Here is a 14,556-nt window from a genome sequence, read left to right on the forward strand (position 1 = left end):
ATTTTGCTACGTCAGAATTATCGCTTGGATCATCCGGCTGATGATTTTCCGGCTAATCCGGTTTGCGCCGCAGCCGAGCGTTTTGAAAAACTCCTCTAAAGCGTGGCATCGGTGTCCGCCATTGAACCGGCCAAGCGGCGCCGGTGATTTGTTCCATTTGCAGATTGCCGCTGCGCAGTTGAATTCGTGGGGCTTCGCGCGCATGCTCGGAGAGATGGCGGATGCTGAAAAATGGCTCGTTGATCATGGCCTCGGAAAATACAAGGAGGTTTTCCGAGACAATGATGTTGACATGCGTGCACTGCCTCATCTGACCGAAGACGACTTGCGCGAACTTGGGCTTTCGCTTGGTCACAGGCGCATATTCCTCGCGGCGATCCGGTCTGAAAGTACGTCTCCAGCCGCAGCACCGGATCCCTCTCCTGCACCCGAGGCCGCACCCGCGAGCGAGCCAGCAGGTAGCCTGTTGGCCGGGGCAAGGACCGAGGCGGAATACCGGCATCTCAGCGTTGCATTTGTTGACATGGCCGGATCCACGCAGTTGGCTGAGACGCTCGAACCCGAGGATATGAGCGATCTTCTGCGCCAATACCATGACAAGGTTGTAGCGCAGGTCGAACGGTTCGGTGGCTACGTCGCCAAATACATGGGTGACGGGGTTCTTGCCTATTTTGGCTGGCCCGAAGCCTATGAGGACCATGCCGAGCGTGCGGTTCGGGCAGGGCTGGCGATTGTCGATGATATCCGGCGAGTCGAACCCGGACAGCCCGCGCCATATGCAGTGAGGGTTGGAGTGGCCTCAGGGAAGGTGGTGGCTGGCGACCTGGTCGGTGACCAGATGCGGGAAGACAACGCGATGGTCGGCGCCGTTGTCAATCTGGCGGCACGGCTACAAGGCGAAACCGAGTTGAACTCTGTCGCCCTGTCTGAGGAAACGCGGGATCTTATTGGGCGCGGCTTCGATCTGAGAGAGCTAGGGCCGCGAATGTTGAAGGGCTTTGAGACCCTCCGCAAAATCTACTTGGCGATTGACGAGCGCGCGCTGGAAACTCGGTTCGAGGCGACGAGAAGCGAATACGACATACCCATAGTGGGCCGAGACGAGGAAATGGCTCTGCTGATGCGTGCTTGGAGTACCGCCTCCACCGGCAAGGGGCAGGTCATCTTGCTCTCGGGCGAGGCGGGGATCGGAAAGTCACGGATAACGCAGGCATTTCTAGATTCATTGGACAGAATGCCCGGTGACGTCCTGCGCTATCAATGTGCGCCCTACCACGTCAATTCGGCATTCCATCCGATCGCGGAGCGGTTGCGCCGCGCGGCCGGCCTGTCACGATCGACCGACCCAGACCAGAACCTTGAACAGATCGAGGAACTGGTCGAGGCACATTTCCTTGACCGTGATCGAGATGCACCTGTCTATGCGAAGCTATTGGGCGTTGCTCTACGGAAGGACGACGCGCTCTCTGGGCTCGAACCCCAGGATCTGAAACGGCGGATCATCGACACACTGGCCCGATCTGTCGCGGCGCGGGCTGAACGCTACCCCCTTCTGCTGGTTCTTGAGGACGCACATTGGATCGACCCCTCGAGCTTGGAAGCCTTCGAGCGCGTAGTCGAAATATGTGGCGATCTTCCGGTAATGCTGCTTGTCACCCATCGTACCGACTGGACCTGCGACTGGCCAGCGGGACATCCTCATGTCTCCGCTCTGCGATTGGGCCCGCTGAGCAGCGAGCAGATCGCCCTGCTGATCGAAGGTGTTCTTGACCGTCCCGTGGAGCCTGCTTTGATCGAGGAGTTGGTTGACCGCACCGATGGCGTGCCCCTGTTCGTCGAGGAACTGGCCCGGGCAATCGGTGACAGTGCCGATGGTGAAGTCCAAGCCGCGGTGCCGGAAAGCCTTCAGGGCGCGCTGTTGGCTAGGCTCGAACGTGTCTCGCGCAAGGCGCGCAGCTTGTCGCTTGTGGCGTCTGTTATCGGGCGAGAGTTCGATCGCGATCTTTTGGGGGATCTGTCTGGTGTGCCCCCGCCAAAGCTCGAGGCCGCACTGGCGGAATTGCGGCGTGCCAATATCATCTATGAGAGCGGCCTTGCGCCGGGCAGTTTCGTGTTCCGTCATGCCCTGATTCAGGACGCCGCATATCAGGCGCTGCTGCGCCGGAACCGGCGCACGCTGCACGGTAAGTTGGCCCGGACCCTGGAGCGCTTGAGAGGCGCAGAGGTATCCCGTGAACCCGAACTTGCCGCGAGGCATTTCACCGAAGCCGGAGAGACCGCGGAGGCCCTGAGCCGCTGGGAGGCGGCAACTAGGCGCGCTTTGGAAAGATCGGCCACATACGAAGCCGTCAACCATGCGAAAGAAGCACTTGCCGCGGCAGAGGACCTCGCGGGAAAGACCGGTCCAACAGTAGAGGTGACCCGGGCACGTATCTTGTTGACCGAAGCATACACGCAATCCGGCAACCTGCCGGTGGCGCTCAAAACGGCTTGGCAAGCGGCCGGAGAGGCGCGGGAGCATGACGATCCGCTTCTCTTTTCAAGTGCCGCTATTTCCTACATGGATGCAGTCATGCTCTCTGCCGACAATCCCAAGGCGGCAATCGATCTGTGCGAGGAGGCTTTGGCGGACAAGCGCATCGACGATGTTCGTCTGCGATGCAAACTTCTGGCGCATCTGGCCCGCGGGCACATGATGAACGGGAGCTTTATGGAAAGTACCCGTTTTGGACGAAAGGCCGAGGCGCTTGCTCGAGAGTTGGGCGACAACAATGCTCTGTTCAACGAGATGATGTCCCGGTTTCTGGCACCGGTTGTGGCTCGCGACCCTGAGGAGGTTGCCAATTGGCGCGACCGGGTCCAGCAGCTTCTGGATCTCGCGGACCTGACGGATGACGCTGATCGCGGGCGTGCTGCCTCGATCGCGACGTATGTTGGTACCGAGATGGGCGACCGGACCTTGATGGAGGAGGCACTTGGCCGTCTGGACGATGTCGGCGCCGTCCGGCAGCATATGCATCTCGATTGGGTTGCCCGGCATGGCAGGGCCATGAAAGCAATCCTCGACGGCGATTTTGTCGAGGCAGAACGACTTGCGAATGAGGCGCTTAAGCTGGGTGTGACCACCCATGGCAGCCATGTTGAGGGGCTTTACGGCGTTCAGATGTTCACCATCCGGCGTGAGCAGGGCCGACTGGCGGAAGTTGCACCTGTGATCAAGCGGCTTCTGAATGAAGGCGAGGGCGATCTCAGCTGGAAGCCCGGGTTTGCGTTGATCGCGGCCGAGCTTGGACACCTAGAGCCCGCTGCACAGATGATGCGCGCCATGTCAGCCGACGGGTTCGACCTGCCGCTTGATGCGAAGTACAGTGCCACGCTTGGCTATCTTGCCGATACCGCCGCGATGATCGGCGATACCGAGATTTGCCAGATGCTATATGACCGTCTGCTGCCCTATCGCGGGCTGACGATCACCATAGGTGTTGCCACGGTTTGCTATGGTTCGGCCGACCGGCGGCTTGGTGTTCTCGCTGCCCAGGTCGGCGATTGGACAAGGATGGAAGAGCATTTCGAAGCCGCGCTGGCGATGGACACATCCATGGACGCCGTGCCCTGGTTGGCGCGGACCAAGGCGGGCTATGCCATGGCCATGCAAGCGAGAGGACGCAGCGGCGACATACCTTCAATCGACAGGCTTTTGCAGGAAGCAATGGAAACAGCGGCGAAGTTTGGTATGGTCGGTTTGAAGGCGACGCTTCGACACGACCTGAACTGAGGCGTTGAAGTCAATGGGGGTTGACCGATGCCACGATTTATCATCGAGCGAAATTTTGCCGAAGAACTTGCCTTGTCGGACGATGGCAAGCTGCACATCAAGCAGATCAACGATACCGAGGGCGTTGAGTGGATCTTCTCATTCCTCAGTGCAGACAAGCGAAAGACCTACTGCCTGTACGAGGCGCCGGACGCCGAAGCAATCCGCCGCGCGGCGGAGAAATTGAACATCCCGGCCGACGTTATCACCCCGGTTGACCAGATCGACCCAGGCGTTTTCGCCTGAGCTCCATATTGACAGGTTGGGGCTAGGCGGGAAATTGGGCGACGCGGTCTGAGAGGGCGGCGTATCGTGGCGGGTGCTGAATCCTGCCAGAACCTCCAGAAGGAGCGATGCGCCATGAGCGAAGATACTGATATTGGCGCCTTTCGTCACCCTTGACGCATCGAAGCTCCGTTGACCGAGATCGCACGCGAAGGTGCCCGACGGATGCTGGCCGCAGCGCTGCAAGCGAAGGCGGATGCCTTCGTCGAGCAGTTCCTTGCCGAGGTTCCGGATGACGGCCAGCAACGTGTCGTCCGGCATGTGTACGGCCCCGAACGGAAGATCCAGACCGGGATCGGAGCGCTGGATATCCGGGGTCTCAAGGTGCGCGACCGGGGCGACGGCGAGTAGGTGAAGTTCTCCTCCAGCATCCTGCCGAAATGGGCGCGTCGCTCAAAGAGCCTCGATGCGCTTCTGCCTGTCCTCTGCCTACGCGGTATCTCTCCGGGGGATTTTCAGGATGCCCTGTCGGCGAACCTGGGTGCCGAGGCACCGAACCTTTCCCCGGCTATGATCGCACGGCTCACGAAGGGCTGGGAAAAAGAGTACGAGCGCTGGCAGGCTCGTGATCTCTCCGCCCGGCGCTACGTCTACATCCGGGCCGATGGTGTCTACCTTCTTGCCCGGATGGAACCCCAGGCCGAGTGCATCCTGGTAATCATCGGCGCGACACCAGAAGGAAAGAAGGTGCTTCTCGGCTTCAATGTCGGGGTCCGCGAGAGCGCCTAGAGCTGGCGCGAACTACTCGTCGGCATCCAGGGACGTGGGCCGGCGGTTCCTCCCGAGATCGCGGCCGGTGATGGAGCCATGGGGTTCTGGAAGGCGATCGACGAGGTCTGGCCGGATACGCGTCACCAGCGATGCTGGGTTCACAAGATAGCCAACGCCCTGAACAAATTCCCGAAGGCGATGATCCCGAGCGTGAAATCCGCCCTTCGCCACCGTCAGACACCGAACCAACCAGACCAAGGGCCCCCTTTCTCAGAAGACCGCGAAGGTCATGGTATTCAAGCATGTCCAGGCTGCGTCGAAGAATTGGCGTCGTCTGAAAGGTGCAAATCAGTTGCCAAAGGTGATCAAAGGCATCAAGTTCACCGACGGTGTCGAGATCATCGACGCCGAAAATCCTCCGCTTGATCAGGCCGCGCGACCCAGCTTCAAGCATATTTCGACAGGCTGGCCCGGTTGGCGCTCTGCAAGGTCCTTTGCCAAATAGCGTTGCTCTGTCCGCTTCTTTACAGACAAGGCGGCCATAAGCGTGGCCGGATACGAGTTTGTGAACCAAACAATTCTTCGGTCAGCCAAGGCCGGTAGCTCTTCATGACCCATGGAGGTCGATGGCTTGTATCAACGTGGCGCGGCGGCTGAAAGCAAATCAATGAATCCAGGATCTAGACCTGGTTCACCCCACACCATCTGGCGATGAAGCCCGCCAGAACCTTTGTAAGGTTGCGAACGGATTCAAGTTCCACACGTTCGTCAAAACCATGGATGTTCTCGGCCCTTGCGCCGATGCAGAATGACGGGATGTCGTAATAGAGGCCATAAAAGCGGCTGTCGGTCAGCGCGGTCATCTTGTTTTCCCCGAGGGTTTCTGCAGGCCCAAAAACGCTTCGATAGGCCTCTTGCATGATAGAAAGTGCCGGGTCCGCGTCTTCGCCAAGGACGTATCCTTCGGCTTGAAACCCGTTCCAGATCACTTCTGGCGGGTTGTTGCCCAGAAAGGGATGATTTCGGGCGGCCTTCGCAATGCAGGCTTCTATCTCGGCTTTTGCCTCGTTCAGGTCGGCACCGGGCAAAACCCCCATTCGGCAATCGACATCGCACCATGCCGGAACGCTGGACGCCCAGTCGCCACCCGCAATTTTCCCGGCGTTGAGGTTCAATGGATGAGCCACATCACCGTAGACAGGATCATGCGCGGCGCGTGCGTTCCATTCTATCTCGAGCATCTTGAGCGCATCGAGAACATCGAATGTGGCCATGATTGCATTTGATCCTTCACCGGCTACCGCCACGTGCACGGGACGGCCGCGCACGCGCAACTTGAACCACAGCACTCCGATCTGGGCTCGATTTATGCGAAAGTCAGAAGGTTCGGGGATCAAGGCAACATCGGCGCGGTAACCGCGTTGCAGGGTCGAGAGCGCGCCCAGGCCTGTGCTTTCCTCTTCGATAACCGACTGAAAATGTACCCGCGCGGCCGGTTCGAACCCTGCCTGCCTTATGGCATCCAGTGCGAAAAGCGCAGCAACGGTTCCGCTTTTCATGTCACCGGCCCCGCGGCCATACATCCATCCATTCCTTACGTGCCCAGAAAACGGAGGATCGCTCCACATGTCCGAAGGCCCGGTGGGTACAACGTCAAGGTGACCTTGAAGGATCAACGAGCGCCCTTTGGTTTGCGCGGGATGATGAGTGCCAACAACACTGCGTGCCTTCGAAAAATCGCCCTCAATGGCGCCGAACCCCGGAAGGTGTTCAAGATCCTCAAGACGTAATTGCCAATCGTCCACGTCATAGCCGCGCGCGCTCAGAGCGTCAGCCATGAAGTCCTGCGCGGGTCCCTCGCAAAATCGGACACTTGGAATTTGAACGAACTTTTGAAGAAAGGCGACTTCGGTCTCAAACGCGGCATCGACGGCAGAACTGATCGCATTCTGTATCTCACGAGAAAGGGTCACATCGCCTCCGGTTCAGGTGTTGTCGTAAATGCGCTGTCGTCTGAGCTTGATGCCCGATATCCAAAAGTAGTGCGCGCACGAAAGCTTATCCCGGTGGGGTCGATAAGCAAGCCAATGCTGATCTACGTTCTCGCAACGGGCGCGATCCTTGGGAACCATGACTTTGGCGCGCAAAAGTTCGGCGGTTACCTTGGTTTATGCATTTGGTAACGGTTTGTTTGCCCAGAAAGCGACCAGATTTTTTGCCATCTCCAACTGGTGGTGTGCATAGACAGCCACTTCGAGCGTTTCCTGACCAAACTGGTTGCGCAGGGAGATCAACTCGCCGCTTTCTATTTCCTTGTGCACCATGCTGAAGGGCAGCCAGCCGACCCCCAGACCATTCAATATCATCTCCTTGGCGCCACTCGAAAAAGCTGTTTGGCAAATCGGATTCGTACTGAAGTCGGCTGTTCCAAAAGGACGTTGGCCCTTGTTCAATGCTTCACCGAAATAACTGTTCGCGGGATAGACGACGGCTGGTGTTTCGGGGGGTACATCGCTGGTTCCACGCACTGCATAACGCAATCCTCCTCCGACGACCGGGATCAGGTAGTCTTCGCCCCATGTGCCACGAAGGATGTCTGCTCCGAATTGCATCGGCGCGAGGCTCTTTGCCTCGTAACACAACAACATTTCGGTATCGCCGCGCAGGAATAGGGTGACACAATCGCTTAGGTTGGCCGTTCTGAGGCGAAAGCGCAGACCTTGGAAGCTTGCACGCGCACGAAGGGCCATGTCGGGAAAGGTAGAATAGGCCAAGGCATGCGTTGCCGCGATGGTCGTTGTCGACACGGCCGGGTCATGCTGCGCAATTTTTGTACGCAGCTCGTTCAAACGAGCGATCATGGAACGGATTTCCGCTTCGTTCATGGTCAATGCCGGGCTGATCTCGACCCGGTTGGATTTCCGGTCAAGCACCTCGATCCCGAGCCACTCTTCGAAACTTCGAACCCGCCTCGAAAACGCAGGTTGCGTGATGTTCCGACGGGCTGCGGCACGGGTCATGTTCCGCTCTTCCAAGAGCGTCAGGACATCGTCAAACCATAGCATATTCATAGGCGCCCCCCGTTTTGCTCAAAGTAAACGTATGGGTAGTCTGCGTAAAAAGCACTGTTCTTCTGCTTTTCGCTTTGGAACTGTTTGGCTGCGCGGAAAAGAGAAGGGGTTGCTCTATGGTTAAGTCAAATCGGGCCATCAGTGGTGAAGCGATGGCTGCTCCGGAAATGGTTTTGAGCCTTTGCAAAGAGCTATCCGTGACGCTCGCAAAATTCCCTCGGGTCTCGCTGGGGCATCTTCCTACGCCTCTCGAGCCGATGGACCGACTTAGCGAGATGCTGGGGGGGCCTCGCTTGTGGGTCAAGCGAGACGATTGCACTGGTCTTTCCTCGGGCGGGAACAAAACCCGTAAGCTGGAATTTCTGATGGCCGACGCCGTTGAGAAAGGTGCCGGCACGGTTATCACCCAGGGAGCGACGCAATCCAATCACGCGCGCCAAACCGCGGCGGCTGCGGCCAGACTTGGAATGGAGTGCCATATCCTTCTTGAGGATCGTACGGGTTCGAACGATCCGACCTACGTTCTGAATGGAAATGTTCTGTTGGATCGGCTGCACGGCGCCAGTGTCTCCAAGCGTCCCGGCGGTGCGGACATGAACGCAGAAATGGAGATGTTAGCCGAAAAAATCAGATCAGATGGAAAGCGTACTTACATAATTCCCGGCGGGGGTTCGAATCCGATTGGTGCTTTGGGCTATGTGAATTGCGCGCGCGAACTGACCGAACAGGCTGCCAATGCGGGTTTGAGAGTCGACGCGCTGGTCCATGCGACCGGGAGTTCGGGAACGCAAGCTGGACTGGTCGCCGGTCTCGCGGCGCTTGAAAGCGATATTCACCTTCTCGGTATTGGAGTGCGTGCCCCAAAAGAAAAACAGGAAGGAATGGTCTATGATCTGGCCGTTCGTACGGCGGAACTTATGGGCACCGATGCGCACATTTCGCGCGATACCGTCAGGGCCAATTGCGACTATGTCGGGCCCGGCTATGGCTTGCCTACAAAGGGTATGATCGAGGCACTCAAACTGCTGGCTCGGACCGAAGGGCTTTTGTTCGATCCAGTCTATTCGGGCAAAGGGCTGGACGGTCTCATCGATCAAATCCGAAAGGGCTATTTCGACGGCATGGATAATGTCGTCTTTCTGCATACGGGAGGTAGCGCTGCGTTGTTCGGTTACCCGGAAACCTTTGATCTGCCTGGCTATGTGAACTGAAAAACCCAACCTACACAAAAACCACCCAACAAGGAGATCTGGCCCATGTCACTGAAGAAAACTATCGTCGGCGCCGCCTTCGTCGGTTTGATGAGCGCACCTACCTTTGCAGAAGAGGTGAAGATCGGTGTCCCATCGTGGACAGGCGCGCAAGCGATCGCGCACGTACTCGGTGAAATCGTGACCTCCCGCATTGGCGGAACGGTCGAGTACGTACCTGGCAACAATGCCACGATTTTCCAGGCGATGGATCAGGGCAAGGGCGACATTGACGTTCACCCGGATGTCTGGTTGCCCAACCAGGAAAGCTTTACCAAGAAATACGTCGACGAAGCAGGAACGGTGACCCTGTCTTCCAACCCTTATGAGGGCAATCAAGGGTTCTGCGTGTCCAAGGATTTCGGCGCCAAGATGAACATTACCGACATTGCCGACCTTGGCCGTCCCGATGTGGCTGCGGAAATGGACAGCGATGGCAATGGCAAGGGGGAAATGTGGATTGGCGCCCCCGGCTGGGCCTCAGCCAATGTGAATGAGGTGAAGGTCCGAGATTATGGCCTGCTCGACTTCATCGAGCCGATCCGCGCTGAAGAAGCAGTGAAAACCGCCCGCATCAAGGACAGTATCGCGAAGGGCGAAGGTTACGCATTCTATTGCTACAAACCGCATGCGGTGTGGTTCATGTTCGATGTCGAAATGTTGACCGAGCCGACTTACGATCCTGAAAAATATGTCATGGTTCAACCGTCCGACGATCCGGATTGGTACAACAAGTCTATGGTCGCCTCGAAAGATGCACTGAAGGAAGTACAGATCGCCTGGTCTAATTCGCTGGTCGACAGATCTCCTGCGATTGCCGAGTTCTTCCAGAACTTCGCCCTGACAGCCGATGACGTCAGCTCTCTGGCATTCGAGATCAGCGCGAACGGAAGGGGACCTGCTGATGTCGCCAAGGCATGGGTCGAAGCGAATTCGGACCGCGTCGACGCGATGTTGGGTCTCTGACCCCACTGGGCCCCGGGCGCGGATCCGGGGCCTCACCGGGCTCGCTGGACCAGCGGGCTCGAGGAGATGCGAGGAAGAATCTATCGGGCCTCATGCAATGAGAAAATCACATGACCGAAACCGTCATTGAAATCTCGAATGTCTGGAAGATCTTTGGGGACAAGCCCGAAGCGGCGCTGCAAGCGATCCGCGACCGGGGGCTTACCAAAGCCGAGGTCTTGAATGAATTCAATGCGGTGGTTGGCGTCGCGGACGTGTCCCTGTCCGTCAATCGTGGCGAGATCTTTTGCATCATGGGCCTGTCGGGGTCGGGCAAATCAACCTTAGTGCGGCACTTCAACCGGTTGCTGGAACCAACAGCAGGCACGATCCAGATCGAAGGCACCGACGTGATGGCGCTTGGCCCGAAAGAGCTGCAACGTTTCCGCAACCAGAAGATCGGCATGGTGTTTCAGAATTTTGCCCTGATGCCGCATCGCTCGGTTCTGGACAATGTCGCCATGCCGCTGGAAATCCGGCGGGTGGCCAAGAACGAGAGGATGCGCCAGGCCGCTGCCATCCTGGACATCGTGGAACTTGGCGCCTGGGGCTCCAAGTTCGCCCATGAGCTTTCGGGCGGCATGCAGCAGCGCGTGGGTCTTGCCCGTGCTTTGGCTGCCAATCCCGATGTGCTGTTGATGGATGAGCCGTTCTCTGCATTGGACCCGTTGATCCGCCGACAGTTGCAGGATGAATTCATACGACTGTCAAAGATCCTGAAAAAGACCACAGTCTTCATCACTCATGACCTGGATGAAGCCGTACGCATCGGCGACCGCATCGCGATCATGCGCGACGGAAAGGTGGTGCAGATGGGGACCGCCGAGACCATAGTCATGCATCCCGCGGATGATTATGTGGCAGACTTCGTGGCAGGGATCTCACGTCTCAAGGTGGTGCATGCCCATGCGGTGATGCGACCAGTGGACGAGCATATCAAGACCCATGGTCCGATCCCATCCAATGCACCTCGCGTCAACGAAAACGAAACCCTTAGCAACCTTATCAACCTGGCCATCGAAAAGAATGATGCCATCCTGGTTGAAGAGGGGGGCGCCGATGTGGGCGTGATCACCCGTTCAGATCTTCTACGCACCGTCATAGAAGGGACCGAAGTGTCATGAAGGATGACAGTACCAACCCGCTCGAAGACACGACATCTGCCGCCGCGCAGGCCTATGCCGAAGAAAGACGTGAAAACATCAGGGAGTTTGTCCGCACGTCGCCGGACTATTACATCCGGAATTTTGACAAGATCGGCGCCTCGGCACGCTTCACGCCGACGTTCAATCTGTTCGCGGGTCTCTTTGGTCCGATCTGGTTCGGCGCGCGTGGCCTATGGTCCTGGGCGCTTCCCTTTCTGATTCTCGAAGCGCTGGCCTTCGTACAGATCGCGCGTGGATTGTTCGGCGACTTGGGAGCCGAAGCCATGGAGCGCATCGCCTCGATCGAAGGCACGCTCGATTTGCGGCGTCAGCAACTGGCCGCCGCGATCGAAAACAATTCGGACCGGGTTGACGCCTTCCGCCGCACGGTTGAATCGCTGGAGGCCAATATCGAAGGGTTCCGGGCCGAGGCAGAAGCGGCCGCGGCCCAAGGTCCGACCATAGCCCTGACAGGTTTGGCGATCCTGATCATCGTCAAACTGGCACAGGCCTTGACTGCCAACACGGCACTCGAAGCGCGGTTTTCCGATTGGCTGAGCGACCGTGACATCCGGTCGGGGATGCCCGTTCAGCAGATCGTGTTCTCGGCGGTTTTCATGGGCCTCATAGTGGCTGCCGCCGTCGTGCATTACAGCTTTCCAGGACGCTTTGCATTACTCACCGATTTTCCAACCGATCCGGATATTCGCCTGACGTCCATTGACGGTGTCGAGGCGTTCTTCAACTGGGCTGTGCTGAACGGTGAAGCACTGTTTGACGGAATTACCTACGGGATCAGGCTGGTCCTAGATGCCTTGGAAACGATCTTCGTCCGGACACCATGGGTCGTCATCGCGGCTCTGATCATCCTGTTGACCTGGCTGACCGCCGGGGTGCGGATGGCGATCTATTCGGGTGCTTTTCTTGGTTACATGGGGCTTCTGGGCTTTTGGGAGAAAGCCATGACGACGCTTGCGCTCCTTGGCACGGCGGCCTGCCTATCCATCGTGATTGGCATTCCTCTTGGAATGTTCGCGGCTCGCCGCCTCCGATTTTATTCCTTTATCCAGCCGATCATGGATTTCATGCAGACGATGCCGGCTTTCGTATTCATGATTCCGGTCATCGCATTCTTCGGTACCGGCAAACCGGCTGCGGTCGTCACAACGATGATCTTCGGCGGAACCCCTGTCGTGCGCCTTACGGTGCTGGGGCTGCGAGGCGTTCCGGAAAGCGTGCGCGAAGCGGCGATCAGTTTCGGTGCGAACAAATGGTATCTGCTGACCAAAGTGGATTTGCCTTTGGCCAGCCCGTCCATCCGAGCCGGTATCAATCAGACGATCATGCTCTCGCTTGCCATGGTGGTGGTCGCATCGCTTATCGGGGCCAAGGGTCTCGGCGAAGACGTGCTCGAAGCGCTGCAATACGCCAATGTCGGGCAGGGCATTCTGGCAGGCTTCTCTATCCTGTTCTGCGCAATGATCCTTGATCGGATTGTCCAGGGCCAACGTAAGTGACACAGCTTGTCTTGGTCCATGGTTTCATGGGGGGCAGCGCGCAGTGGGATGGATATGTTGATGGGCTCGCGGGGCAGTTCGACATAATTGCGGTCGACTTGCCCGGATTTGGGAAACGCGCTCATCTGCAACCAATCGACAGCATTGGCGGATACGCGGACTGGGTCATCCAGCACCTGCGAAGCCTTGGGGTGGACCGGTACCATCTTCTCGGCCATTCCATGGGCGGGATGATCGCCCAGGAACTTGCCCTTCGCGACGGCGAGCGGATCGATCAATTGGTGCTTTATGCGACTGGCGCGATTGGGGTCTTGCCCGGGCGGTTCGAGACCATCGAGGACAGCAAAAGACGCGCGGCTGAAGACGGTCCTGCCGCTACCGCCCGCCGGATCGCGGCAACCTGGTTCCTGCACCGCGAAGCCGCAGACGGTTTCGAGCAGTGCGCCGCTATTGCTGCCGAAACCCCTCTTGTCTCGATGAACGCCGGTCTCGACGCGATGAGCTCATGGTCGGCAGAGCAGAACCTCGAGCGGATCTTGCAAAAGACGCTGGTCTTTTGGGGAGATTGTGATCGGACCTATCCGTGGTCGCAGATTGAAATGCTTTGGAAAACGATCCCTAGTGCGTCACTTGCTGTGGTTCCAGGCTGTGCCCACGCGGTTCATGCCGAGAAGCCCGACATGTTCCAACGATTGCTGTCGGACTTTCTTCACTGAACATGGAAAACCCATACTCCCCTTGCCGATACCGATGACGTCGAACTGGCACGAACCCATCATGGTCCGTGCCAAGGCGGAATTGCTTTCCGAGAAGGGGGCGGTGTTCTTTTTTCGAGCGTGGCGGGGCTAGGTCTCATACACTGCCGTTTTAGATGAAGTGTTTCTCTGATCCGGAAGACGCGCATGCTCAGTGTCTTCCTTGAAGCTTTGCCAGTTGCCCTTGGCATCGTCCTTACCATATTGTCGCTTGCCGGGGTTGCTCTGCTTCTTGTCGACCGCCCCAGGCAACATGCCTACCTTGCTTTCCTTGCAGGCTGGTTCGCCGGAGCGCTGATAGTGTGCCTGCTTGCCGTATTCCATTCAAACCTTAGCACCCCGAACCAACAACCTCCGGCTGTTTGGATCATGTGGCTGAGGCTGCCTTTTTCCATGCTGGTTATTCCTTGGGTATTCGAAAAATTCTGCGGCGAAAAAGTCTGCCGAGGACGCGCCGCCGGCTTGGATCTAGGTGTTCAAAGAGATGTCACCTTTTTTCGGGGGGGACGTCTGGTGCAGGGGGCGGACTGGCGGTCGCGAACCCAAAGAACGCAGCTCTCTACGTATCCGGCGCTTTGATGATCGCGTCCAACATATACGTGTTTGGCAAGCAGATTGTCGTGATTTCCGGTTTTATCGCCCTCTCGAGCGTGGGGACGGCACTGCCGATGGCGTTGTCCCTCGCGCGTGGAATGCGGGCCGAGCGCCCACTGCGGCTGTTGAGCGAGTTTATGGAGGAGTACGGTGCGCTGATGGTCGCCCTCGTACTAGCCGTCCTCGGGGGTATCATGTTGGTGAATGCCCTTTGGGACCTTTGGCTGTTTGATCCCGCATATTGAGGGTTAGGTCCATTCGCGGGCAGACGCGTCAAGACGCATGTTGTCTTCGGTCCGATCCAAAACATCCACAAGCTGTTGCCTCAAGTCCGCAAACGCACTGTCAGTACTGTCGAGAAATTCAGGGCAACGCGGTTTTGCAGTACATGTTTATGGCAAACCCCAAT

12 protein-coding genes and 1 pseudogene are annotated in these 14,556 nt (G+C 57.9%); 10 read left to right on the plus strand and 3 right to left on the minus strand.

Annotation, left to right across the window (positions count from 1 at the left end):
* The first annotated feature begins 214 nt into the window (after positions 1-214).
* From ACFORG_RS16315 to ACFORG_RS16325, 3 genes and pseudogenes are all read left to right on the plus strand, one after another.
* Positions 215-3,775, plus strand: a complete 3,561-nt coding sequence (locus ACFORG_RS16315; RefSeq protein ID WP_386736635.1) for an ATP-binding protein — start codon at positions 215-217, stop codon at positions 3,773-3,775.
* A 27-nt stretch (positions 3,776-3,802) separates the two neighbouring features.
* Positions 3,803-4,060 (plus strand): DUF4242 domain-containing protein, encoded by a 258-nt coding sequence (locus ACFORG_RS16320; protein ID WP_386736576.1) that lies wholly within the window; start codon positions 3,803-3,805, stop codon positions 4,058-4,060.
* Positions 4,061-4,219: 159 nt separating this feature from the next.
* Positions 4,220-5,210: pseudogene (locus tag ACFORG_RS16325) on the plus strand (IS256 family transposase); the annotation flags it as partial.
* Between the two features lie 280 nt (positions 5,211-5,490).
* On the opposite strand, the gene ACFORG_RS16330 reads toward ACFORG_RS16325, so the two are convergent.
* Positions 5,491-6,783, minus strand: coding sequence for an ArgE/DapE family deacylase (locus ACFORG_RS16330; RefSeq protein WP_386736577.1), 1,293 nt, complete (start codon positions 6,781-6,783; stop codon positions 5,491-5,493).
* On the opposite strand from ACFORG_RS16330, the gene ACFORG_RS16335 reads away from it, so the two are divergent.
* On the plus strand, positions 6,691-6,993 hold the full coding sequence (locus tag ACFORG_RS16335) for a hypothetical protein (protein ID WP_386736637.1): 303 nt from the start codon (positions 6,691-6,693) through the stop codon (positions 6,991-6,993). The genes ACFORG_RS16330 and ACFORG_RS16335 overlap by 93 nt on opposite strands.
* On the opposite strand, the gene ACFORG_RS16340 is transcribed toward ACFORG_RS16335, so the two are convergent.
* The gene (locus ACFORG_RS16340) at positions 6,979-7,881 is read right to left on the minus strand and encodes a LysR family transcriptional regulator (RefSeq protein ID WP_386736578.1); all 903 of its coding nucleotides are present in this window, start codon (positions 7,879-7,881) and stop codon (positions 6,979-6,981) included. The two genes, ACFORG_RS16335 and ACFORG_RS16340, sit on opposite strands and share 15 nt — an antisense overlap.
* 167 nt (positions 7,882-8,048) lie before the next feature.
* On the opposite strand from ACFORG_RS16340, the gene ACFORG_RS16345 reads away from it, so the two are divergent.
* The 5 genes from ACFORG_RS16345 (at position 8,049) to ACFORG_RS16365 (ending at position 13,514) form a co-directional block, all read left to right on the plus strand.
* Positions 8,049-9,092, plus strand: coding sequence for a D-cysteine desulfhydrase (locus ACFORG_RS16345; protein WP_386736636.1), 1,044 nt, complete (start codon positions 8,049-8,051; stop codon positions 9,090-9,092).
* 45 nt (positions 9,093-9,137) lie between these two features.
* Positions 9,138-10,097 carry an ABC transporter substrate-binding protein gene (locus tag ACFORG_RS16350; RefSeq protein WP_386736579.1) on the plus strand — a complete coding sequence of 320 codons (960 nt, stop codon included), beginning with the start codon at positions 9,138-9,140 and terminating at the stop codon, positions 10,095-10,097.
* Positions 10,098-10,207: 110 nt separating this feature from the next.
* Complete coding sequence (locus tag ACFORG_RS16355; RefSeq protein WP_386736580.1) at positions 10,208-11,260, plus strand: quaternary amine ABC transporter ATP-binding protein; 1,053 nt, start codon at positions 10,208-10,210, stop codon at positions 11,258-11,260.
* Complete coding sequence (locus ACFORG_RS16360; RefSeq protein WP_386736581.1) at positions 11,257-12,798, plus strand: ABC transporter permease; 1,542 nt, start codon at positions 11,257-11,259, stop codon at positions 12,796-12,798. The genes ACFORG_RS16355 and ACFORG_RS16360 overlap by 4 nt, the downstream gene beginning before the upstream one ends.
* The gene (locus tag ACFORG_RS16365; RefSeq protein ID WP_386736582.1) at positions 12,795-13,514 is read left to right on the plus strand and encodes an alpha/beta fold hydrolase; all 720 of its coding nucleotides are present in this window, start codon (positions 12,795-12,797) and stop codon (positions 13,512-13,514) included. The genes ACFORG_RS16360 and ACFORG_RS16365 overlap by 4 nt, the downstream gene beginning before the upstream one ends.
* 129 nt (positions 13,515-13,643) lie before the next feature.
* Here ACFORG_RS16365 and ACFORG_RS16370 read toward each other — a convergent pair whose 3' ends face one another.
* Positions 13,644-13,877: a hypothetical protein gene (locus ACFORG_RS16370; RefSeq protein WP_386736583.1), complete on the minus strand. Its 234-nt coding sequence runs from the start codon at positions 13,875-13,877 to the stop codon at positions 13,644-13,646.
* A gap of 47 nt (positions 13,878-13,924) precedes the next feature.
* Between ACFORG_RS16370 and ACFORG_RS16375 the strand changes: the two genes are divergently transcribed.
* Positions 13,925-14,392 carry a GAP family protein gene (locus ACFORG_RS16375; RefSeq protein WP_386736584.1) on the plus strand — a complete coding sequence of 156 codons (468 nt, stop codon included), beginning with the start codon at positions 13,925-13,927 and terminating at the stop codon, positions 14,390-14,392.
* Positions 14,393-14,556 lie beyond the last annotated feature (164 nt).

It is taken from the genome of Lutimaribacter marinistellae (genome assembly GCF_042648365.1).
GTDB lineage: Bacteria > Pseudomonadota > Alphaproteobacteria > Rhodobacterales > Rhodobacteraceae > Lutimaribacter_A > Lutimaribacter_A marinistellae.